General features: G+C 63.9%; 33 protein-coding genes. 2 read left to right on the top strand and 31 right to left on the bottom strand.

Annotated elements, in window-relative coordinates; genetic code table 11:
- Positions 1-113: 113 nt before the first annotated feature.
- The 3 genes from rpsI to trhO form a co-directional block, all read right to left on the bottom strand.
- Entirely contained in the window at positions 114-599 is a 486-nt protein-coding gene (rpsI, locus tag FB389_RS08770; protein WP_142112819.1) for a 30S ribosomal protein S9, read from the bottom strand.
- A 56-nt stretch (positions 600-655) separates the two neighbouring features.
- Entirely contained in the window at positions 656-1099 is a 444-nt protein-coding gene (rplM, locus tag FB389_RS08765) for a 50S ribosomal protein L13 (protein ID WP_142112817.1), read from the bottom strand.
- Positions 1100-1298: 199 nt separating this feature from the next.
- Positions 1299-2240, bottom strand: a complete 942-nt coding sequence (gene trhO, locus FB389_RS08760; RefSeq protein WP_142112815.1) for an oxygen-dependent tRNA uridine(34) hydroxylase TrhO — start codon at positions 2238-2240, stop codon at positions 1299-1301.
- Positions 2241-2364: 124 nt separating this feature from the next.
- On the opposite strand from trhO, the gene FB389_RS08755 reads away from it, so the two are divergent.
- Complete coding sequence (locus FB389_RS08755) at positions 2365-2724, top strand: DUF5709 domain-containing protein (protein WP_142112813.1); 360 nt, start codon at positions 2365-2367, stop codon at positions 2722-2724.
- A gap of 16 nt (positions 2725-2740) precedes the next feature.
- On the opposite strand, the gene truA is transcribed toward FB389_RS08755, so the two are convergent.
- Positions 2741-3625 carry a tRNA pseudouridine(38-40) synthase TruA gene (gene truA, locus FB389_RS08750; protein ID WP_142112811.1) on the bottom strand — a complete coding sequence of 295 codons (885 nt, stop codon included), beginning with the start codon at positions 3623-3625 and terminating at the stop codon, positions 2741-2743.
- A 31-nt stretch (positions 3626-3656) separates the two neighbouring features.
- Between truA and FB389_RS08745 the strand changes: the two genes are divergently transcribed.
- Positions 3657-4448, top strand: a complete 792-nt coding sequence (locus FB389_RS08745; RefSeq protein ID WP_142112809.1) for an ROK family protein — start codon at positions 3657-3659, stop codon at positions 4446-4448.
- Between the two features lie 93 nt (positions 4449-4541).
- Here FB389_RS08745 and FB389_RS08740 read toward each other — a convergent pair whose 3' ends face one another.
- From FB389_RS08740 to rplB, 27 genes are all read right to left on the bottom strand, one after another.
- A complete protein-coding gene (locus FB389_RS08740; RefSeq protein WP_142112808.1) occupies positions 4542-6623 on the bottom strand; it encodes a DUF6541 family protein in 2082 nt (693 codons plus the stop codon).
- Positions 6624-6722: 99 nt separating this feature from the next.
- The gene (gene rplQ, locus FB389_RS08735) at positions 6723-7280 is read right to left on the bottom strand and encodes a 50S ribosomal protein L17 (protein WP_142112806.1); all 558 of its coding nucleotides are present in this window, start codon (positions 7278-7280) and stop codon (positions 6723-6725) included.
- 56 nt (positions 7281-7336) lie between these two features.
- A complete protein-coding gene (locus FB389_RS08730) occupies positions 7337-8359 on the bottom strand; it encodes a DNA-directed RNA polymerase subunit alpha (protein ID WP_142112804.1) in 1023 nt (340 codons plus the stop codon).
- Between the two features lie 124 nt (positions 8360-8483).
- Positions 8484-8885 (bottom strand): 30S ribosomal protein S11, encoded by a 402-nt coding sequence (gene rpsK / locus FB389_RS08725; RefSeq protein ID WP_142112802.1) that lies wholly within the window; start codon positions 8883-8885, stop codon positions 8484-8486.
- A gap of 77 nt (positions 8886-8962) precedes the next feature.
- Positions 8963-9337, bottom strand: a complete 375-nt coding sequence (rpsM, locus tag FB389_RS08720) for a 30S ribosomal protein S13 (RefSeq protein WP_142112800.1) — start codon at positions 9335-9337, stop codon at positions 8963-8965.
- A 164-nt stretch (positions 9338-9501) separates the two neighbouring features.
- Complete coding sequence (rpmJ, locus tag FB389_RS08715) at positions 9502-9615, bottom strand: 50S ribosomal protein L36 (RefSeq protein ID WP_007540807.1); 114 nt, start codon at positions 9613-9615, stop codon at positions 9502-9504.
- Between the two features lie 85 nt (positions 9616-9700).
- Positions 9701-9922 carry a translation initiation factor IF-1 gene (infA, locus tag FB389_RS08710; RefSeq protein ID WP_089395665.1) on the bottom strand — a complete coding sequence of 74 codons (222 nt, stop codon included), beginning with the start codon at positions 9920-9922 and terminating at the stop codon, positions 9701-9703.
- Positions 9923-10101: 179 nt separating this feature from the next.
- The gene (map, locus tag FB389_RS08705) at positions 10102-10944 is read right to left on the bottom strand and encodes a type I methionyl aminopeptidase (RefSeq protein WP_142112798.1); all 843 of its coding nucleotides are present in this window, start codon (positions 10942-10944) and stop codon (positions 10102-10104) included.
- A gap of 65 nt (positions 10945-11009) precedes the next feature.
- Positions 11010-11585 (bottom strand): adenylate kinase, encoded by a 576-nt coding sequence (locus tag FB389_RS08700; RefSeq protein ID WP_246043596.1) that lies wholly within the window; start codon positions 11583-11585, stop codon positions 11010-11012.
- Positions 11582-12877 (bottom strand): preprotein translocase subunit SecY, encoded by a 1296-nt coding sequence (gene secY / locus FB389_RS08695; protein ID WP_142112795.1) that lies wholly within the window; start codon positions 12875-12877, stop codon positions 11582-11584. Before secY ends, FB389_RS08700 begins: the two co-directional genes overlap by 4 nt.
- A gap of 214 nt (positions 12878-13091) precedes the next feature.
- Positions 13092-13568, bottom strand: coding sequence for a 50S ribosomal protein L15 (rplO, locus tag FB389_RS08690; RefSeq protein ID WP_142112793.1), 477 nt, complete (start codon positions 13566-13568; stop codon positions 13092-13094).
- A 2-nt stretch (positions 13569-13570) separates the two neighbouring features.
- Positions 13571-13753: a 50S ribosomal protein L30 gene (gene rpmD / locus FB389_RS08685; protein WP_142113702.1), complete on the bottom strand. Its 183-nt coding sequence runs from the start codon at positions 13751-13753 to the stop codon at positions 13571-13573.
- A complete protein-coding gene (rpsE, locus tag FB389_RS08680; RefSeq protein WP_142112791.1) occupies positions 13753-14412 on the bottom strand; it encodes a 30S ribosomal protein S5 in 660 nt (219 codons plus the stop codon). The genes rpmD and rpsE overlap by 1 nt, the downstream gene beginning before the upstream one ends.
- A gap of 49 nt (positions 14413-14461) precedes the next feature.
- A complete protein-coding gene (gene rplR / locus FB389_RS08675) occupies positions 14462-14833 on the bottom strand; it encodes a 50S ribosomal protein L18 (protein WP_142112789.1) in 372 nt (123 codons plus the stop codon).
- Positions 14833-15369, bottom strand: a complete 537-nt coding sequence (gene rplF / locus FB389_RS08670; protein ID WP_142112787.1) for a 50S ribosomal protein L6 — start codon at positions 15367-15369, stop codon at positions 14833-14835. The genes rplR and rplF overlap by 1 nt, the downstream gene beginning before the upstream one ends.
- Before the next feature lie 20 nt (positions 15370-15389).
- Positions 15390-15788, bottom strand: coding sequence for a 30S ribosomal protein S8 (gene rpsH / locus FB389_RS08665; protein WP_142112785.1), 399 nt, complete (start codon positions 15786-15788; stop codon positions 15390-15392).
- A 64-nt stretch (positions 15789-15852) separates the two neighbouring features.
- Complete coding sequence (locus FB389_RS08660) at positions 15853-16038, bottom strand: type Z 30S ribosomal protein S14 (protein ID WP_142112783.1); 186 nt, start codon at positions 16036-16038, stop codon at positions 15853-15855.
- Position 16039: 1 nt separating this feature from the next.
- Positions 16040-16618: a 50S ribosomal protein L5 gene (rplE, locus tag FB389_RS08655; RefSeq protein ID WP_142112781.1), complete on the bottom strand. Its 579-nt coding sequence runs from the start codon at positions 16616-16618 to the stop codon at positions 16040-16042.
- On the bottom strand, positions 16618-16959 hold the full coding sequence (rplX, locus tag FB389_RS08650) for a 50S ribosomal protein L24 (protein WP_142112779.1): 342 nt from the start codon (positions 16957-16959) through the stop codon (positions 16618-16620). The genes rplE and rplX overlap by 1 nt, the downstream gene beginning before the upstream one ends.
- Positions 16960-16961: 2 nt before the next feature.
- Positions 16962-17330 (bottom strand): 50S ribosomal protein L14, encoded by a 369-nt coding sequence (gene rplN, locus FB389_RS08645; protein ID WP_142112777.1) that lies wholly within the window; start codon positions 17328-17330, stop codon positions 16962-16964.
- A 115-nt stretch (positions 17331-17445) separates the two neighbouring features.
- Positions 17446-17718 carry a 30S ribosomal protein S17 gene (gene rpsQ / locus FB389_RS08640; protein WP_142112776.1) on the bottom strand — a complete coding sequence of 91 codons (273 nt, stop codon included), beginning with the start codon at positions 17716-17718 and terminating at the stop codon, positions 17446-17448.
- 7 nt (positions 17719-17725) lie between these two features.
- Entirely contained in the window at positions 17726-17965 is a 240-nt protein-coding gene (rpmC, locus tag FB389_RS08635) for a 50S ribosomal protein L29 (protein WP_142112774.1), read from the bottom strand.
- Positions 17965-18384, bottom strand: a complete 420-nt coding sequence (gene rplP, locus FB389_RS08630) for a 50S ribosomal protein L16 (RefSeq protein WP_142112772.1) — start codon at positions 18382-18384, stop codon at positions 17965-17967. The genes rpmC and rplP overlap by 1 nt, the downstream gene beginning before the upstream one ends.
- 2 nt (positions 18385-18386) lie before the next feature.
- On the bottom strand, positions 18387-19193 hold the full coding sequence (gene rpsC / locus FB389_RS08625; RefSeq protein WP_142112770.1) for a 30S ribosomal protein S3: 807 nt from the start codon (positions 19191-19193) through the stop codon (positions 18387-18389).
- A 2-nt stretch (positions 19194-19195) separates the two neighbouring features.
- Positions 19196-19612 carry a 50S ribosomal protein L22 gene (rplV, locus tag FB389_RS08620; protein WP_142112768.1) on the bottom strand — a complete coding sequence of 139 codons (417 nt, stop codon included), beginning with the start codon at positions 19610-19612 and terminating at the stop codon, positions 19196-19198.
- Entirely contained in the window at positions 19609-19890 is a 282-nt protein-coding gene (gene rpsS / locus FB389_RS08615) for a 30S ribosomal protein S19 (RefSeq protein ID WP_142112767.1), read from the bottom strand. Before rpsS ends, rplV begins: the two co-directional genes overlap by 4 nt.
- A gap of 15 nt (positions 19891-19905) precedes the next feature.
- Complete coding sequence (gene rplB / locus FB389_RS08610; RefSeq protein WP_142112765.1) at positions 19906-20742, bottom strand: 50S ribosomal protein L2; 837 nt, start codon at positions 20740-20742, stop codon at positions 19906-19908.
- Between the last annotated feature and the right edge of the window lie 31 nt (positions 20743-20773).

Genomic DNA, 20773 nt, shown 5'->3' with positions numbered 1-20773 from the left:
AACACCGCGCTGGCGGCATGCACATGGACGCGAACGCAAATCACCCCCGCACTGCCCAAAGGCCGTGCGGGGGTGACCTGCTGGTGAACCGCGTCCGGTCCACGCAACGCTGTTTAGCGCTTGGAGTACTGAGGCGCCTTGCGCGCCTTCTTCAAACCGGCCTTCTTGCGCTCGACCGCACGGTCGTCGCGCGTCAGGAAGCCCGCCTTCTTGAGGGCGGCGCGGTTGTGTTCGCGGTCAATCTCGTTGAGGGCGCGGGCGATGCCCAGGCGCAGCGCGCCGGCCTGCCCGGAGATGCCGCCGCCGTTGATGCGCGCGATGACGTCGAAGCGGCCCTCAACATCCACAGTCTTGAGCGGCGACTCAACGATTTGCTGGTGAACCTTGTTCGGGAAGTAGTCCTCAAGGGTGCGGCCATTGATCTTCCACTGGCCGGTACCGGGAACCAGGCGCACGCGCGCAACTGCTTCCTTGCGGCGACCCAGGGCCTGGCCCGGGGCGGTCGCGCTCAGACCGCGGCCGCTGGGGGCTTCGGTCTCACTCGTGTAGATGCTGGGAATCTCTTCCAGCGTGTCGTTGTCGACGTTGGTCTCGGCCACTGTCGGTGTCCTCGCGTCCTTGTCTTAGTTACGGATGAAAGTGAATCACCGGAGCGCTACTGCGCGACCTGCGTGATTTCGAAGGGCTTGGGTTGCTGAGCGGCGTGCGGGTGCTCGCCACCGACGTAGACCTTGAGCTTGCTGAGCTGCTGGCGCCCAAGCGTGGTCTTCGGAATCATGCCGCGCACAGCCTTCTCGATCGCCTTTTCGGGCGACTTGTCGAGCAGGTCGGCGTACTTTACAGCGCGCAGACCGCCCGGGTAGCCGGAGTGCCGGTACGCGAACTTCTGTTCGCGCTTGTTGCCAGTCAGTGCCACCTTGTCAGCGTTGATGACGATGACAAAATCGCCGCCGTCAACGTGAGGAGCAAAGGTGGGCTTGTGCTTCCCACGGAGCAGTGTCGCGATCTGGGTCGCCAAACGGCCCAGGACGACGTCAGTAGCGTCGATGACGTACCAGTCACGCTGGATGTCACCGGGCTTCGGAGTGTACGTACGCACGGTCGTAGCCTTCGTTTCGGTTCGAATCTGCACCATCACACGATCGCGGTGGTGCGGGGCTGGTCGGTGCTTGGGCTATTTCCGGACAACCGGCTTCGCCGCGCCGAGTGATATCCGGTCCGCCGATGTCCATCACGCGAGTGGGAGCGCGTGGGGTCCGAACGGCGCCGGGCACACCTAGGCCAAGCACAACGACTATCTACCCTACAGGTTGATTTGGTGCGCGGTCAAGGTGACGCGGCAACCATTCGGCGCGTTCCTCCACACACTGCGCGCACCGGTTCGCGAAGGCGGCCCCCGGCACGCACTCCCGGCACGCCAGTCGCTGATGCGTGCAGGCGGCATCCGCGCAGTTGAGGTAGCGGTCGGTGGCTCCCCCACACAGTGTGCACCGCCCCAATGTCCGCGCATCGGCGCCGAAAGCGACCGACCCGCGCCCATCGAAAACGTACAGCGTCCCATCCCACAGGCCGCCCGAGCCGAATTGTTCGCCGTAGCGCACAATGCCGCCCTCGATCTGGTAGACCTCGTTGAACCCGCGGTTCTTCATCAGGACGGACAGGATTTCGCAGCGGACCCCACCCGTGCAGTACGTGATGACCGCCTTGTCCTTCAGGTCGTCGTACTTACCCGATTCGAGCTCCTTGATGAAGTCGTGCGTGGTCTCCACCGCCGGTACCACCGCGCCCCGAAAGCGTCCCGTTTGCGCCTCAAACGCGTTGCGGCCATCGAAGAACACAACGTCGTCGCCGCGCTCCTTGACCAACTGGTTCACCTGCGCGGGCGCCAGGTGCTGACCCCCGCCGATGACGCCGCCGGGTTGCACCTCAATCTCATCGGGTGCCCCGAATGCAACCAGCTCCGGGCGCACTTTCACGCTCAGCCGCGGGAACTCCGCCCCCGTACCGGCGGACCATTTGACATCGATATCTTGCAGGCCGGGGTATTCCTTCGTCGCCTTGACGTATCGCTTCAGTGCTTGCACCGTCCCGCCCAGGGTTGCGTTGATGCCGCTGGGCGCCACGATGATGCGGCCGCGCAGGTCCCATCTGGCCGCTAACTCGCGCTGCCACAGCTTGACAGCGAAGGTGTCGGCAATGGGCGTGAAACCGTAGAACAAGACGATTTTGTTAGTGGCCATGCACATAAGAGTACGAGGCCCCCGCTCCCGGGAAAAACGGCGCCGCGATGGTGCGGAAGGCGATTGCGCCCGCCACCGCCCGACGCCGCCTGCACGCTCGCACGATTAGTGCCAACATAGGTGCATGAGCGAATTCAACGAGGTAGACAGCGACCAGCTCCCCAACGAGGACACCCTGATCAACAACGGCGCGGGCGATCCGCTCGACGAGGGCTACTCGCCAAACGACTTCCCGCGCGCGGGCCTGTATTCCGAGACCGCGGCCGCGCAAGAGGAGGGTCTTTCAATCGACCGGGAACTCGCCGCCGAGGAACCGGAGGTCTGGGATGAGGACCAGGACGCGGACACTTTGCGAACCGGCCGACTCGTCGACGATCCGGCTGCGGCCAGCGGCCGCGACAACGACGTCTTCGCAGTCGACGAAGGGCGCGACGGCGGCGCGGCAAGCGCCGAAGAGGCCGCCGTGCACGTCATCGACGAATAGCCTGGCCGGCCTTACGTCAGCCCAGAACTTCCTCGTCGAGGCGGCGGGCGCGCACGGCACGCGCGCGCTTTCCAAGCTCCCCATCGCTCGGGTAGGCGACCGCCTCCAAGGTCAAGCCGATGGGAGCCACAACCGCACCGGCGCGCGACCTATCGCGCGCCGCAGCCACCTCGGCCAGCCATTCGATCGGGCGCCGTCCCTCGCCCACCAGCAAGGACGATCCCACCAGCGCGCGCACCATGTTGTGGCAGAACGCATCGGAAGTGATCTGCGCGACGACAAGGCCCGCATCGGGCCCCGACGTCGGCCGCGACCAGCTGAATTCTTGCAGTTCGCGGATGGTTGTGGCGCCCTCGCGCGGGCGGCAAAACGACGCGAAGTCACGCAAACCGATAAGTTGCCGTGCGGCGGCGTCCATGGCTTGCTGATCGAGATGAGTGCGGTGCCAAAGCGTCCATGCGGCGCGCAGCGGATCTCGTCCATAATAATCATCCGCGATGCGGTACCTGTACGTCCTAGAAAGAGCCGAAAACCGCGCGTCGAATCCCCCCGGCGCCACCGCGGCGTCGCGCACCACCAGGTCCCGGGGCAAGACCCCGCCCAGCCTGTGCACCAACGCAACCTGGGGCGGCCTATCCCCACGCCCAGGCATCCGCTCCCACGCTTCACGGTCGATATCCACGTGAACCACTTGCCCGCGGGCGTGCACACCCGCATCGGTGCGACCCGCGACCGTGGCGCCCAGGGGGCGCAGTCCACGCGGTACCCGGCGGACAATGCGCTCCAGCGCTTCCTCGAGCGTGCCCTGCACGGTCCGCAGGCCCGGCTGACGCGCCCATCCGGCAAAGTTGGTGCCGTCGTAGGCCACATCCAATCTGATACGCACGGTTCCGTTTTCCACCGGTACAGCCTAGTCGGCGTAGCCTACTCGTATGGTTTCGAGCGAGTCGCAGCGCACCCTTTCCGTCGATTGCGGGGGCGGTGGCATCAAGGCCGCCGTGCTCGACAGCGCGGGCACCGCGCACGGAGCACCGGTGCGGGTTCCGACACCGTACCCGCTGCCGCCGCAGCTGCTCATAGACACCATCGGCGACCTGGCACGCTCGCTGGCGCCGGCGGACCGGGTGAGCGTGGGCATGCCGGGCATGATCCGCAACGGCGTGGTGATCCACACCCCTCACTACATAACGCGCTCGGGACCGCGCAGCAAGGTCGAACCCGCGCTGCGGGACGCCTGGTCCGGATTCGATCTCGCCGCAGCTCTCTCCTCCTCGCTGAGCAAGCCCGTGATAGTGCTCAACGATGCCGAAATCCATGGCGCTGGCGTCATTGCACAGGTTGGCCTCGAACTCGTCCTCACGTTCGGGACCGGTCTCGGCTCTGCTCACTTTCACGGCGGACGCCTGGCACCGCATCTCGAGATATCTCATGCGCCAATTACCCGCCAAAACACATACGACGAGTACATCGGCGAACCCGAGCGGCGTCGCCTCGGCGATGCGCTGTGGTCCCGTCGCGTGCTGCGCGTGGTTGAGGGCCTGCGCCCCGTCTTCTTGTGGGATCGTCTCTACGTGGGCGGCGGTAACTCGCGGCGCATCACGCCGACCGTCGTGGACCGCCTCGGAGACGACGTCGTCATCGTTCCCAATTCCGCGGCGCTCGTGGGCGGCGCGCGCGTGTGGTCGCTGCCGCGGTTCGATCAGAGTTCCAGCCGCCGCCCGTAGGGCGCGCGGAGGCTTGCCGCAGGCGGTGATATCCCTACGGGCCGCCCCCCACCGCGCGCACCGCCGCCACCTGGCGGGCCGGGTGCGGGAACGCTAGTCGCAGGCGGTGATGCGGTACAGGCCAGCTGAGCCGGCGACCAGCACCGGGGTAAAGCCGCTCGCGAGATCGACCGCGGAAAACCCGGTGAAGCCGCGCGTGGGTTTCGCGCCTGCGAATGCGGAGGGCTGCGTGTAGAAGAGGTATGTAGCCCCCACCCTCGCGAGGGCAGCGCAGACCCGCTCGTCCTTCCCTATCCGGGAGAAATTCGCGGCGAGGAATTGCTGATCGGCGTCCATCCGGGCGGTCGACAGCGTCGGGTACACGACATTGCGGTCCCCGAGCGACCACACGTAGGCCGCGCCCTGAAACGGATCGCCGATGACCAGCGCGCCCTTGTCAACGACCCGCCACGCCCCGCTGGCGACCTGCAACGCGTCCCGATTGGCAATCGTGCCCCACCGGATCTTGCCCGGAACATAGGACTGGGCAAAACTATCCTCCCGCGCGGCGAACTGGTATCCCCCGGATACGGCCACGGCAAGAACGAGCGCCCCCACCGCCGCGACGCGGTAGCCGTTGCGGGCACGCCCGCCGGGCTTCGCGCGCAGCGCCACCTGGCGGGCGACTCCACGCGCGAAAACGTCGACGCCCAGGGCCGCGAGCACGGCCGCGCAGGCCGGATACAGCGCCTCGATGCGCGAGGGCTGAAGGTACCAGATCGCGGTGAGTTGCCGAACGGGCCCGTCGGGGCCCGCCGCAATGGCGGTGAGCACTATGACCAGCATCGTCGTCCACACCAACCACCGCCGGCTCGCCGCCCGCCAGGCGGCAACGGCGCCCACGATCACGAACGCCGTGATCGCCAGGTTTCCGGGAAACTTCAGTAGCTCGACATCGAACACGGTGTGCAGGACCGATAGCGGGTAGGACCGGATCGGCTCGCGCTGGTAACTAAACAGCATCGCGATCGTTGGGATCCTTGCTGCCACGTAGACGGTGGCGGCGATGGCCGCCGCCGCCGCCGCGGTCACGGCAACGGTCGCCGCCCTCCGCGCGCGCAGCGCCGAGCGGAAGGCCGGCCAGAGCCGCGAGACAGCGAGCGGCAGCACCATCACCGCTATCGCCACCAGGGCCGAACCGTGTAGCATCCCCGCGCCAATCGCGCCCGCCGCCGCGACAAGCAGCGAGGCGACGCGGGGGCGGCCTCGTTCGTGATCGAGCGCGAACACCGAAAGCGCCAAAACCCCCGGCACGACGGCGACCGAAAGACCCGCCGGCCACTGCGCCAGCACAGAAAGCTGAAAGGTCGGAAATACCGCGAAGGCCGGGGCGATCACCGTGGCTAGAGCGGCGATGCGGTGGCTCTTCGCGACGACGCGGGTCAACGCATACACGCCGGGCAGCCAGATCAGCGTCGCGGTTGCCACGATCGCGGCGTTCGCCACCAGGGGCCACGCGATCGCAGTCCGGCCGACCGTGAACAGCCAGGGCGATAGGGTGTCCGCCGTGAGTGCCGTAGCGGCATGCCAGACCGCGGGATAATAGGAGGTCGATCCGTCGGGCCACATGCCGCGCAGCGAGAACGCGTCGCCGCTGTCGAAAATGCTCGCCAACGCGTTGAGATGAAAGACCGCGTCCCACTGCTGGGAAGGCGCGGTGACCGAACCCATCCCGGCGACCATCGGGATCGCGATCAGCAGTGCGCCGCACGCGCCGGCCCCGGCGAATAGCGCGCATTGACGCCTCCGGGTGCGCGGCCCGCTGGCCCCCGGATCGCCTTCCCGGCCTCCCGCAACACTGAGGCCGCGGGACGCTCGCATTCGGGCTGGTCCCCGCGCCCCGGGCCTGAGCGAATGCCATCCCGGCACGCGGGCGCGCAGCGCCCACTGCCGCCCGAGCGCGGCGACCGCCACCGCCACCGCGCTCGTCACGAGGAACGGGGTCCACGACCACCACACGTTTGCGGCGTGGGCCGCATAGCTGGCGATCCCCACGATCGCCGCCGAAACCGCGGGTGCCGACGCCGCCGCCACCGCCCACGGAAGCCGCAGCGCCAACCGGGTCACGGCGAGACCCGGACCGTACATCACGGCGGCAAAGAGCGCCGCCGCCAGGCAAAAGAGTACAGCGGTCACCCGGTAGCCTCGTTCCTGTAAGAAAGTCGAAAATGGGCCAGGACAAATCTAGTCCTGACCCATTTTCCCTACTGCCAGGTCGCCTTGGCGACCCAATTGCTACTCAGCCGCTTTGTCTTCCGCGCCAGCGTCTGCGGGTTCCGGTGCCTCCACAGCGGCCTCCGCGGTCGGCTCGATGGCGGCGGACTCGTCGCTCGCCTGCTCCTTGGCTGCGCGCTTGGTCGCACCCGCGGCCTCGCGCACGACGGCCTGCTTCGCGCTGACCGGCTCCAGCACCAGCTCGATGACGGCCAGCTGGGCGTTGTCGCCCTTGCGCGTGCCGACCTTGGTGATCCGGGTGTAGCCACCGTTGCGCTCCGCGAACTTCGGGGCGAGGTCCGTGAAAAGGTGGTGCACGATCGTGTAGGCGTCACCCTCGCCGTCCCAACGGCGAGGGGTCTTGTTGCGGATGACCGCCGAAACCTGGCGACGCGCGTGCAGGTCGCCGCGCTTCGCCTTGGTGATCAAACGCTCCGCAAGCGGCTGCACGCGCTTGGCGCGCGTCAGCGTGGTAGTGATTCGGCCGTGCTCGAACAGGCTGGTTGCGAGGTTGGCGAGGATGGCACGCTCGTGTGCGCTTCCGCCGCCGAGACGGGCACCCTTGGTAGGGGTAGGCATGATAGTTGCTCCTTGAATGGCTGGTCACGACCGCGAGCAGTCGGAACCGAAAAAAATCAGTTGTACTGCTCGGGCAGTTCCGCGCCCTCGTCGTCGTCCTCGTCGTCGTCGTACTCGTCGCTAGAGACGGGCACGAAGTCCAACGGAGAATCCTTCAGCCCCAGGCCCAGACCTGCAAGCTTCTTCTTCACCTCATCGATAGACTTGGCGCCGAAGTTGCGTATGTCCAAAAGATCCGCTTCGCTTCGCGCGACGAGTTCCCCAACGGTGTGGATACCCTCGCGCTTGAGGCAGTTGTATGAACGGATCGTCAGATCGAGCTCCTCGATGGGAAGCGCCAGGTCGGCCGCGAGCTCGGCGTCCGTCGGGGACGGGCCGATCTCGATTCCCTCAGCTTCGACGTTGAGTTCCCGGGCCAGCCCGAACAGTTCGACGAGCGTCTTTCCGGCGGAGGCCAAGGCGTCCGCGGGCGAGATCGCCGGCTTGGTTTCGACGTCGACGATGAGGCGGTCAAAGTCCGTGCGCTGCTCAACGCGCGTGGCCTCGACCGCGTAGCTGACCTTGAGAACGGGCGAGTAGATCGAGTCGACGGGGATCCGGCTGATCTCCGCATCGGGCAGCTTGTTTTGCTGCGCCGACACGTAGCCGCGGCCGCGTTCGACCGTGAGCTCGATCTCGATCTTGCCCTTCTCGTTGAGGGTAGCGAGGTGCAGTTCTGGGCTGTGGATTTCCACGCCAGCGGGCGGAAGGATGTCGCCTGCCGTGACAACGCCGGGACCGGCCTTGCGCAGGTACATGACGACTGGTTCGTCGTTATCCGAGGAAACAACGAGCTTCTTGATGTTAAGGATGAGTTCTGTAACGTCTTCCTTGACACCCGGGATTGTCTCGAACTCGTGCTGCACGCCATCGAGACGAATCGATGTAACTGCGGCACCCGGAATCGATGACAGCAGCGTGCGACGCAGCGAATTGCCGATGGTGTAGCCGAAGCCTGGTTCCAACGGTTCGATGACAAACCGTGACCGTGTCGCAGAAATCTGCTCTTCGGTCAGAGTGGGACGCTGTGCAATGAGCACTTGTTTATTCCTTTCGCATGAAACGCCCGCTATATGACGTTTCGCGGCTAGCTGGATTCCGACGGTGGCCGGAACCGATGCGGTTGGGGCCGCGCAGTTGCGCGCGAACCCCAACCACTAAGAATCAGACGCGGCGACGCTTGGGGGGGCGGCAACCGTTGTGAGCCTGCGGGGTGACGTCCTGAATGGTTCCGACCTCGAGGCCGGCGGCCGTCAGCGAACGAATCGCAGTCTCGCGACCCGAGCCCGGGCCCTTGACGAAGACGTCGACCTTCTTCACGCCGTGCTCCTGCGCCCGGCGGGCGGCCGCCTCAGCAGCCAGCTGCGCGGCGAAGGGGGTCGACTTGCGCGAACCCTTGAAGCCAACCTGACCTGACGAGGCCCAAGCGATGACGGCGCCTGAGGGGTCCGTGATCGAGACGATCGTGTTGTTGAAGGTGCTCTTGATGTGAGCCTGGCCCAGGGGAACGTTCTTCTTGTCCCTGCGGCGGGGCTTGCGGACTGAACCGCGAGTCTTGGGAGGCATGTACTTGTCCTACTCCTAAAGTTGAGATCATCGAACCGGCGGCGCTGACTAGGCGCGGCACCGGATTGCTGGTGGGGTCAGCGGGCCTTCTTCTTGCCCGCAACGGTGCGCTTCGGTCCCTTACGGGTGCGAGCGTTCGTCTTTGTGCGCTGACCGCGCACCGGCAGGCCACGGCGGTGCCGCAGGCCCTCGTAGCAGCCGATCTCAACCTTGCGGCGGATGTCCGCGGCAACTTCACGGCGAAGGTCACCCTCGAGCTTGAAATTACCCTCAAGGTAATCACGCAAGGTAACTAGGTCTGCGTCGGTGAGATCCTTCACGCGCACGTCCGGGCTGATGCCCGTCGCCGCCAGGGTCTGCTGGGCGCGCGTGCGTCCAACACCGAAAATGTAAGTGAGTGCAACCTCAACGCGCTTGTCGCGCGGCAGGTCAACTCCGATAAGACGTGCCATGGGCAGGTGCTTCCTTAACTACAACCGGAGGTCTGGCGCATCACCTCTCGCCTTCGTGCGAGCCGCGGCCTCCGGACCGAGGGTTTGCGGGGATAGCTACAGTTGCTAGTGCCACGCTGGTGATGCGTTGTACGTGGTGAGCTGCTCGTCGCAGCTCCAGGGTTCTAGCCCTGGCGCTGCTTGTGACGAGGGTTCTCGCAGATGACCATGACGTTTCCGTGCCGGCGAATCACCTTGCACTTGTCACAGATCTTCTTGACGCTCGGGTTGACCTTCATCGTGGTTCCTTAGCCAAATGCGCGCGAAACCACGCGCATCAGCGGTGTTGTTGATGTGAATTGAACTGGCGCTCGGCCAGTTGATCTACTTGTAGCGGTAGACAATACGTCCACGCGTGAGGTCGTAGGGGCTGAGCTCCACAACGACACGGTCTTCCGGAAGGATACGGATGTAGTGCTGCCGCATCTTGCCGGAAATGTGAGCGAGAACTTTGTGCCCGTTGGCGAGTTCGACCCGAAACATTGCGTTTGGCAACGCCTCAACTACCGATCCCTCAACCTCGATCGCACCGTCCTTTTTCGCCATATCCTCCGCTAACTGTTTGATCTACGCGCCATTCGACGCCTGACGGGGTGCATGCACACAACACACACCCGACGTAGCATTCTACAACATCCGCGGAAATCTGGGAAGTTTTCGGTCGTGGTGGGTTTTCGCCACGTTCTCGCTGCTAGGCGTAGGCCCGGCACGGTCACCTGCGCGACCTACCGCTCGGCTTCGAATCCACTCGCCACTGGAACGCCTAGGGCAGCCAACTCCGTGCGGCCCAGGTCCGCCTCTGTCAGCACCGCTAAACCATCTGGCAATACCGCGACCGTGTTCTCCCAGTGCGCCGCCCTGCTTGCGTCCGCGGTGCGGACCGTCCAGCCGTCTTCCTCGGTCACGACGCCACCGCCGCCGGCGGTAATCATGGGTTCGATCGCGAAGCACATGCCCGCGCCGATGCGCTCACCCAAACGCTTCGTTGCATAGTTCGGCACATCGGGGTCCTGGTGCATTTCCGTGCCGATCCCGTGCCCCACGAATTCCTCGACGATGCCCAGCTGCCGCGAGGTGCTGGCTTCTTGATCGGTGATGTATGCGTCAATAGCCCGCCCAACCTCACCGATGCGCCGAGCTCCCCACAGCGCCGCGATCCCGATCCACATCGCCCGCCGGGTCGTTTCGACCAGAAATTCGTCCTGCGGGTCCCCGCCCCCGACGATCAAGGTGCGAGCCGCGTCGCCGTGCCAACCGTCGAGGACGGCACCGCAATCCACCGACACCACGTCGCCCGCTTGCAACTCGAGCGGGCCAGGTATCGCGTGTATGACCTGATCGTTTACAGAAACACAAACGCTGGCCGGGTAGCCTTCGTAGCCCAAGAATGAAGGAACCGCGCCCCACCGCCGTATCGCTGCGTCAGCGATTTCGTTGAGTTCCATCGTTGTGCGCCCTGGTTCCAGGTGCCGTCCGACCTCATCGAGCGCTCGCGCCACGACCAGGCCCGCGGACCGCATCCGTACAACGTCTTCGCGGCTCTTGCGCTGTATACGCCTACCGAACACCGATGTGCCTCTGCATCTATCGCCGCCGCACTAACGCAATCTCGAAAGCGAGGGTCCTGCCGACCCTATTTGGCCTGAACCGCGTCGCGAACGCGCGCCGCCACCTGCTCGACGGTTCCGAGACCATCGACCTCGGCCAGGAGCCCCCGCTCGCGATACGCCGCGAGCAACGGGGCGGTCTCGGCCTCGTAGATGTCGAGCCGCCGCGCGATTGCCTCCGGGGTATCGTCCTCGCGCCCCTCGATCTGCGCGCGCTTAGCGATGCGGGCCAGCAACTCGTCGCGGTCCGCGGTGAGCACCACGACCGCCTGCAGCGGCTCCGCCAGATCGGCGAGAATCTCATCGAGCGCGCCGACCTGGGCCGCGTTTCGCGGGTATCCGTCAAGGATGAATCCCGCGCGGGCGTCGGGCTCAGAAAGCCGGGATCGCACCATATCGTTTGTGACCGAATCGGGGACGAGTTCCCCGCGCGCCGTGTAAGACTGCGCCAAGACGCCAAGTTCCGTTTTGCCCTTGATGTTGGCACGGAAGATGTCACCGGTGGAGATTGCGGGTACGCCGAGCCATTCCGCAAGGAGCGCCGCCTGGGTGCCCTTGCCCGCGCCCTGCGGGCCCATGACGAGGAGACGAGAAACTGTCATTTGAGCAATCCTTCATAGTGACGTTGCTGCAGTTGCGCGTCGATCTGCTTGACCGTCTCGAGCCCGACACCGACGAGAATCAGAATCGAGGTACCACCGAACGGAATCCGCGAGGTGACACCGAGCCAGATCAGCCCGAGGGTCGGCAACAAGGCCACCACGGCGAGGTACAGCGACCCGGCCGTCGTGATCCGGGTAATCACGTACTGGAGGTAGTCGGCCGTCGGCTTGCCCGCGCGTATGCCGGGTATGAATCCGCCGTAGTTCTTCATGTTGTCGGAGACCTCGGTCGGGTTGAACGTGATCGCCGTGTAGAAGAACGTGAAGAAGATGATCAGCAACGTGTACAGCGCCAGGTGAATCGGTGCTGTGGATCCCGAGATGTTCTGCTGCACCCACGCGGCCCAACCCCCGTTGGGGTTCTTCGAGAACTGGCCGAGGAGCCCCGGCACCGCAAGAATCGAGGACGCGAAGATAACCGGGATAACGTTCGCCATGTTGATCTTGATGGGGATGTACGTCGAGGCTCCGCCGTACATCTTGCGGCCGACCATGCGCTTCGCGTATTGCACCTGGATTCGTCGCTGCGACTGTTCTACGAACACGATCGCGACAACCACCAGCAACGCGATGGCCATCACCATGGCGAATTTGCCGATTCCGGCCGATCCGCCGGCAACCCCCCACAGGGCGGTTGGCAGCGATGCGGCGATCGAGGTGAAAATGAGGAGCGACATGCCGTTGCCGATACCGCGTTCGGTGATCAACTCACCGAGCCACATGATCAAGCCCGTACCAGCGGTCATGGCGGAAATGACGAAGATCTGGTTCATGATTCCGTCGTTGAACAGAACCGAGTCTTCGCAGCCGAGCAGCACGCCGGTGCGCGCCATCGTGGTGTACGTGGTTGCCTGGAGGATTCCGAGCCCGATTGTCAGGTAGCGGGTGTACTGGGTCAGCTTGGTCTGACCCGCCTGGCCCTCCTGGTAAAGCGTCTCGAAGCGGGGAATGACGACCCGCAGCAGCTGCACGATGATCGATGCCGTGATGTAGGGCATGATGCCGAGCGCAAAGATCGACAACTGCATCAGCGCGCCACCGGAGAACAGGTTTACCAGACCAATGAAGTCGTTTGTCTGGCCGACCTGCACACACTCCTGAACGGCCTTGTAGTCGACACCCGGTGAGGGCACAAACGAGCCGATACGGTAGAGCACCATAATCGCGATCGTGAACAACAACTTGCGTCGCAAGTCGGGTGTCTTGAACGCCCGAGCGAATGCGTTGAGCACCGAATCCTCCTGGGCCCGCACGAAGCGGGGATCTTGTCGCCACGACGAGCGACCATTGCGCGTGTCGACAGTACGACACTTGTCGAACCTTACCGGTATTTGCCGCTGATGGGTAACTCACGTCTTTGCGAGTGCGGGCACCTACCGGTCAAAAGAAAAGTAACACACAGCGAGGCCGGGTGGCATGTGGCCACCCGGCCTCGCTGATTTCGAACTACTTGACGGTCAAAGATCCGCCAGCTGCTTCGATCTTCGACTTGGCCGAGGCGGACGCAGCGTCGACCGTGATGTCGAACTTCGCGCCGGCTTCGCCCGTGCCGAGCACCTTGACCAGCTGGTTCTTGCGAACCGCGCCCTTTGCGACAAGGTCGGCCACCGTGACGGTGCCGCCCTCGGGGAACAACTCCGTCAGCTTGTCAAGGTTGACGACCTGGTACTCGGTCCTAAACGGGTTCTTGAACCCACGCAACTTCGGCAGGCGCATGTGGAGTGGCATTTGCCCACCCTCAAATCGCGCCGGAACCTGGTAGCGAGCCTTTGTTCCCTTGGTACCACGACCCGCGGTCTTACCCTTGGATGCCTCACCACGACCAACGCGGGTCTTGGCGGTCTTGGCTCCCGGTGCGGGACGCAGGTGGTGCACGCGCAGAGTGGCTGCGGGCTTCTCTTCCGTTGTCTTCTTATCTGCCATTGTCAGTCGACCTCCTCAACGGTTACAAGGTGCGCAACCGTCTTGACCATGCCGCGAAATTCGGGACGGTCCTCTTTAATTACGGTCTGACCAATTCGCTTCAGTCCCAGGCTGCGAAGCGTGTCGCGCTGGTACTGCTTGCCGCCAATTTCAGACTTGATCTGCGTAACCTTCAGCTTCGCCATCATGCACCTACCTGCTCTGCTGCCGCAGCCTTCTCTGCGCGACCAGCTGCCTGTGCACGAAGCAGCGCGCTGGGAGCGACCGCATCGAGCGGCAGCCCGCGCCGCGCTGCCACAGACTCGGGCTGCTCAAGCTGGCGCAGCGCCTCGACGGTTGCGTGCACAATGTTGATTGCGTTGGAGGAACCGAGCGACTTGCTCAGCACGTCGTGAATTCCGGCGCACTCAAGCACTGCACGCACCGGACCACCGGCGATAACACCGGTACCAGGCGCTGCCGGACGCAGGAACACGACACCGGCCGCTGCCTCGCCTTGCACCGGGTGAGGAATCGTTCCCTGAATGCGCGGAACCCGGAAGAAGGACTTCTTCGCCTCCTCGACACCCTTAGCTATCGCTGCGGGAACTTCCTTCGCCTTGCCGTAGCCGACGCCCACGGTCCCGTCGCCGTCGCCGACCACGACGAGCGCGGAGAAGCTGAAGCGGCGGCCACCCTTGACGACCTTGGAAACCCGGTTGATCGTGACGACGCGCTCAACGAACGCGCTCTTTTCTGCTTCGCCCCGACGCGAGTCGTTGCGGCGCTCAGAGCGACGGTCGTTACGCCGCTCGTTGTTCTCACCGGCGCTGCGGCCGGCATTGCCCTGCTGCCCTGCAGCCATCAGTAAGTCCTTTTCTTGAGTTCGGATGCAGTCGTGGTGAACGTAGCCATCACAGTGTCAGACCACCTTCGCGTGCTCCGTCTGCCAGCGCCGCCACGCGACCGTGGTACTTGTTACCGCCGCGGTCGAACACGACCGCTTCGATACCCGCGGCCTTGGCGCGCGAGGCAACCAATTCGCCGACCTTGCGAGCCTTGGCGCGCTTGTCCCCGTCGAGCGCCCGCAGGTCCGCCTCGAGCGAGGAAGCGGATGCCAGTGTGCGGCCGACGGTGTCGTCGACGACCTGCGCCACGATGTGGCGCGTCGAGCGAGTCACGACCAGGCGCGGCCGAACCGGAGTACCCGTAACCTTCTTGCGAAGACGCAGGTGACGGCGGGCGCGCGAAACTGCCTTGCCCTTGCCCTTGATTTCGACAGCCATCACTTACCAGCCTTTCCGACCTTGCGGCGTACGTTTTCACCCGCGTACCGAACACCCTTGCCCTTGTAAGGCTCGGGCTTACGGATCTTGCGGATATTTGCAGCGACCTCACCGACTTGCTGCTTGGAAATGCCGGCGACCGAGAACTTAGTGGGGCTCTCGACCGCGAACGTGATGCCTTCGGGAGCGGACACGAGCACCGGGTGCGAGAAACCGAGCGCGAACTCCAGGTCCGAACCCTTTGCCGTCACGCGGTAACCCGTACCGACGATTTCGAGCTTCTTCTCGTAGCCCTTTGTCACACCCTCGATGATGTTTGCGAGCAGCGTGCGCGTCAGACCGTGCAGCGATCGCGAGGCGCGCTCGTCGTCGGGGCGCGAAACCTTGAGCTCGCTCCCTTCCAACTCCACCGAAATCGGTGCGGGGATGGTGTGCTCCAGCGTGCCCTTGGGGCCCTTGATAGCGACCTGGTCGCCGTCGATCTTGACGTCCACTCCGGCGGGAACCGGAACGGGGATCTTACCAATTCGAGACATGGTTCGATATTCCTTTCCGATTACCAGACGTAGGCGAGGACTTCCCCACCTACACCCTTGTCGTGAGCTTGCTTGTCCGTGAGCAATCCTGAAGAAGTGGACAGGATCGCTATACCCAGTCCGCCGAGCACCTTGGGCAACTCGGTCGACTTCGTGTAAACACGCAGACCAGGCTTTGAAACACGCTTGATGCCAGCGAGCGAACGCTCGCGGTTGGGGCCGTATTTCAGCGAAATGGAGAGGTTCTTGCCAACCTTCGCATCGGCAACATCCCAGTCAGCGATGTATCCCTCAGCCTTCAAGATGTCCGCGATGCGGGCCTTGAGCTTCGAGTAGGGAATTGTCACCGAGTCGTGGTGCGCCGAGTTGGCGTTACGCAGACGCGTTAGCATGTCTGCGATGGGGTCAGTCATCGTCATTGGGCCATCGCCCTTCCTCGTCGGGGTATCCGCTCAATCCTGAGCGGACCTGCGACGTAGTTGTTTACCAGCTGCTCTTCTTGATACCGGGGAGCTCACCAGCGTGAGCCATCTCCCGCAGGCAAATACGGCACAAGCCGAACTTGCGATACACCGAGTGCGGACGGCCGCACCGTTGGCAACGCGTGTAAGCACGAACTGCGAACTTAGGCTTCGCAGCAGCCTTGTTGATCAAAGCCTTCTTAGCCATGTCAGTTCTCCTTAAACGGGAAGCCGAGGCGGCGCAACAACGAGCGACCCTCGTCGTCCGTGGTCGCGGACGTCACGATCGTGATGTCCATACCGCGCACGCGGTCGATCTTGTCTTGGTCAATTTCGTGGAACATCGACTGCTCAGTCAAGCCGAACGTGTAGTTGCCGTGCCCATCGAACTGCTTCGCGCTCAGACCACGGAAGTCGCGGATACGCGGAAGAGCAAGCGAAAGCAAGCGGTCCAGGAACTCCCACATGCGGTCGCCGCGCAGCGTCACGTGTGCGCCAATCGGCATTCCTTCCCGGAGCTTGAACTGCGCGATGGACTTCTTCGCGCGGGTCACCTGGGGCTTTTGACCAGTGATCGTCGATAGGTCGCGAATCGCGCCCTCGATCAGCTTGGAGTCCTTGGCCGCGTCTCCGACACCCATGTTGACAACGATCTTTGTCAGGCCCGCAACCTCGTTGATGTTGGCGTGCTTGAACTCGTCGTGCAGTCCCTTGAGGATCTCGTCACGGTACTTCTGCTTCAGCCGCGGGACGGCCGGAGCTTCAATGGCTGTTGTCTCGGTGCTCATCAGACATCCTTACCTGAGCGCTTGGCGAAACGAGTGCGAACCTGACGCGTGCGTCCGTCCCGCTCGATGGACTCGACGCGGTGTCCCACGCGCGTGCCCTTCTTCGTCTCGGGGTCAACCAACATCACGTTGGAGATGTGAATAGGCGCCTCGATGGTCTCAATACCACCCGTGCGAGTGCCGCGCTGAGTCTGCCCCACCTTGCGGTGCTTCGTCTTGCGGTTGATTCCCTCAACAATGACGCGGTCCTGGTCGACTAGTACCTCGAGGACCTTGCCCTGCTTGGTGCGATCGGCACCAGCGATAACGACGACCAGGTCGCCCTTACGGATCTTCGCCATAATCAGATCACCTCCGGCGCGAGCGAAACAATCTTCATGAACTTCTTGTCACGCAGCTCGCGGCCGACCGGACCGAAGATACGGGTTCCGCGGGGTTCGCCATCGTTCTTGAGGATGACGGCCGCGTTCTCGTCGAACTTGATGTAGGAACCGTCGGGACGACGCCGTTCCTTAACTGTGCGGACGATGACGGCCTTGACGACCTCGCCCTTCTTGACGTTGCCGCCAGGGATAGCATCCTTGACGGTGGCGACGATAACGTCACCGATACCGGCGTAGCGGCGGCCGGAACCACCGAGCACACGGATGCACAAGACTTCCTTGGCACCGGTGTTGTCGGCGACTCGCAGTCGCGACTCCTGCTGGATCATGTGTTGAACTCCTGTCGTCGTGCTGGTTCTCGCCTGAAGCGAGCCTTGCCGAACGGATAACTGTCATGCCTAGGTGGCTGCGGCGCAATGTGCGCCGCAGCCACCTCAGCGTTGCTTACTTGGCCTTCTCGAGGATCTCTACCAAACGCCAGCGCTTGGTAGCAGACAAAGGACGAGTCTCCATGATCAGCACCAGGTCACCGATGCCGGCGGAGTTCTCTTCGTCGTGAGCCTTCACTTTGGACGTACGGCGAATAACTTTACCGTACAAAGCGTGCTTCACGCGGTCTTCGACCTCAACTACTACGGTCTTGTCCATCTTGTCGCTAACCACATACCCGCGACGGGTCTTGCGGCTGGCGCGGACTTCAGTGTTCTCTGCGCTCATCTATGCCTCACTTGCTCGCGCTCGGTGCCGTACGGATACCCAGCTCACGCTCGCGCAAGATCGTGTAGATCCGAGCGATGTCGCGCTTGACGGCCTTGATTCGGCCGTGGTCTTCCAGCTGGCCCGTGGCCGACTGGAACCGCAGGTTGAACAGTTCCTTCTTTGCGTTGTCCAGTTCCGCCACGAGCTTCTCGTCGGTGAAACCATCGAGGTCGCTTGGCGCTAGACCTTTCGAACCAATTGCCATCAGTTCGCACCACCTTCGCGTACCACGAAACGGCACTTCATCGGGAGCTTGTGAATCGCGCGTCGCATCGCCTCGCGGGCGAGCGGCTCGTCAACACCGGCGAGCTCGAACAGAACCCGACCCGGCTTGATGTTGGCGACCCACCACTCGGGGGAACCCTTACCCGATCCCATGCGGGTTTCGGCGGGCTTCTTGGTCAACGGGCGGTCCGGGAACACATTGATCCAGACCTTACCGCCACGCTTGATGTGACGGGTCATTGCAATACGCGCAGCTTCGATCTGCCGGTTGGTCAGGTAGGCGGGCTCCAGAGCCTGGATACCGAACTGCCCGAACTCGACCGTCGTGCCGCCCTTCGCGTTACCAGTGCGCTTCGGGTGGTGCTGCTTGCGGTACTTAACTTTGCGGGGAATCAACATGATTAGCCCTCCTTACCAGCGGACTCGGCCGGCTGCTCGGCGGCAGCGGGAGCTCCCTGCGCATTGGCGTTGCGGTCGCCACCGCGGCGAGGCCCACGGCCCGCACGCGGGCCACGTCCACCACGGCCCTGACGCGGAGCCTGGCTCGCCTGCTCGCGGGCCCACTCCTTTTCGGTCACATCGCCTTTGTAGATCCACACCTTGACGCCGATGCGACCGAAGGTGGTGCGAGCCTCGAAGAAGCCGTAGTCGATGTTCGCGCGCAGAGTGTGCAACGGCACACGACCTTCGCGGTAAAACTCGCTGCGGCTCATTTCGGCCCCACCCAGACGACCAGCGCACTGGACGCGGATGCCCTTGGCACCGGCGCGCTGCGCGGACTGCATGCCCTTGCGCATCGCACGACGGAACGACACCCGGCTCGCGAGCTGCTCCGCGATTCCCTGCGCAACGAGCTGAGCGTCCACCTCGGGGTTCTTGACCTCAAGGATGTTCAGCTGTACCTGCTTGCCGGTCAGCTTCTCCAACTGACCGCGAAGGCGCTCCGCCTCCGCACCGCGGTGTCCGATAACGATGCCCGGACGCGCCGTGTGCATGTCGACACGCACGCGGTCACGAGTACGCTCGATCTCAACCTTCGAGATACCAGCGCGCTCCAGGTTTGTCGTCATCAACTTCCGGATCGCAACGTCTTCGCGAACGAAGTCGCGGTAGCGTTGCCCCGGCTTTGTCGAGTCGGCAAACCAACGCGAACGGTGATCGGTCGTAATGCCCAGGCGGAACCCGAGCGGGTTAACTTTCTGTCCCACTATCAGGCCCGTCCCTTCTCTTCACGTGGGGTGACGACCACGGTGATGTGGCTCGTCCGCTTCAGGATGCGGCCCGCGCGCCCCTGGGCACGCGGCCTGAAGCGCTTGAACGTCGGTCCTTCGTCAACGAAGACCTGCGAAATCACGAGGGATTCGCGCGACAGGTTTTCCGTCGTCACGGCGTTCGCCGCTGCCGACTCTACGACCTTCAGCACGTCCTCGGCCGCGGCCTGGGGAGCGAACTTCAGGGTCGAGACGGCCTGGTCGACGGAAGCTCCGCGAACCAGATCCGCGACGCGGCGCGCCTTCATGGGCGTGACGCGAACGAATCGGGCCACCGCGAATGCGCCCTCCGCGTCGCCCAGCAGGCTGAGCCGACGCTCCGAGGCGTTCTCCTTGCTACGAGGTGTGCCGCTCATCGCCGCCTCCCCTTCTTATCGTCCTTCACGTGTCCCTTGAAGGTGCGCGTGGGTGCGAATTCGCCGAGCTTGTGACCGACCATCGACTCGGTGACGAACACCGGGACGTGCTTACGGCCGTCGTGCACGGCAAAAGTGTGACCAAGGAAGTCCGGCGTGATAACCGACCGGCGCGACCAGGTCTTAATGACATTCTTTGTGCCCGCATCGTTCTGGGCGTCCACCTTTTTTTGCAGGTGGTCGTCGACGAAGGGGCCCTTCTTCAAGCTACGTGGCATTGGTCAGGCTCCTTATCAGCGCTTCTTGCCGGTGCGGCGACGACGAACAATCAACTTGTCGCTGGGCTTGCCCGGGCGACGCGTGCGGCCCTCGGGCTTACCCCAGGGGCTAACGGGGTGACGACCACCGGAGGTCTTACCCTCACCACCACCGTGCGGGTGGTCAATCGGGTTCATTGCCACACCACGGACGGTCGGGCGCTTGCCCTTCCAGCGGTTGCGACCGGCCTTACCCCAGTTGATGTTTGACTGTTCTGCGTTGCCAACCTCGCCGACCGTTGCGCGGCAGCGGGCATCCACGTTCCTGATTTCGCCTGACGGCATGCGCAGCTGGGCGTAGGGCCCATCCTTCGCGACGAGCTGCACCGAGGCGCCCGCGGAACGTGCGATCTTCGCGCCGCCACCGGGGCGGAGCTCGATCGCGTGGATAACGGTACCTGTCGGGATGTTGCGCAGCGGCAGGTTGTTGCCCGGCTTGATGTCGGCCAAGGCACCGGCCTCAACGACATCACCCTGGCGCAGCTTGTTCGGCGCCACGATGTAACGCTTCTCGCCGTCTGCGTAGTGCAGCAGCGCGATGCGAGCGGTGCGGTTGGGGTCGTACTCGATGTGTGCGACCTTTGCGGGCACGCCATCCTTGTCGTGACGACGGAAGTCGATCACACGGTACGCACGCTTGTGACCGCCACCCTTGTGACGTGTCGTGATACGGCCCGTGTTGTTGCGTCCACCCGACTTGGTCAGCGGGCGCACCAGCGACTTCTCCGGCGTTGACCGGGTGACCTCGGCAAAGTCCGCCACGCTTGAGCCACGACGGCCCGGCGTTGTCGGCTTGTATTTACGGATTCCCATGGGGATTCGTCCTCAATCTCCTTCGTGGCCC

It is taken from the genome of Rarobacter incanus (assembly GCF_006715765.1).
Classification (GTDB): domain Bacteria; phylum Actinomycetota; class Actinomycetes; order Actinomycetales; family Cellulomonadaceae; genus Rarobacter; species Rarobacter incanus.
Note: the sequence above shows the minus strand (reverse complement) of the source record. Positions and strands in the feature narration are given on the sequence as shown.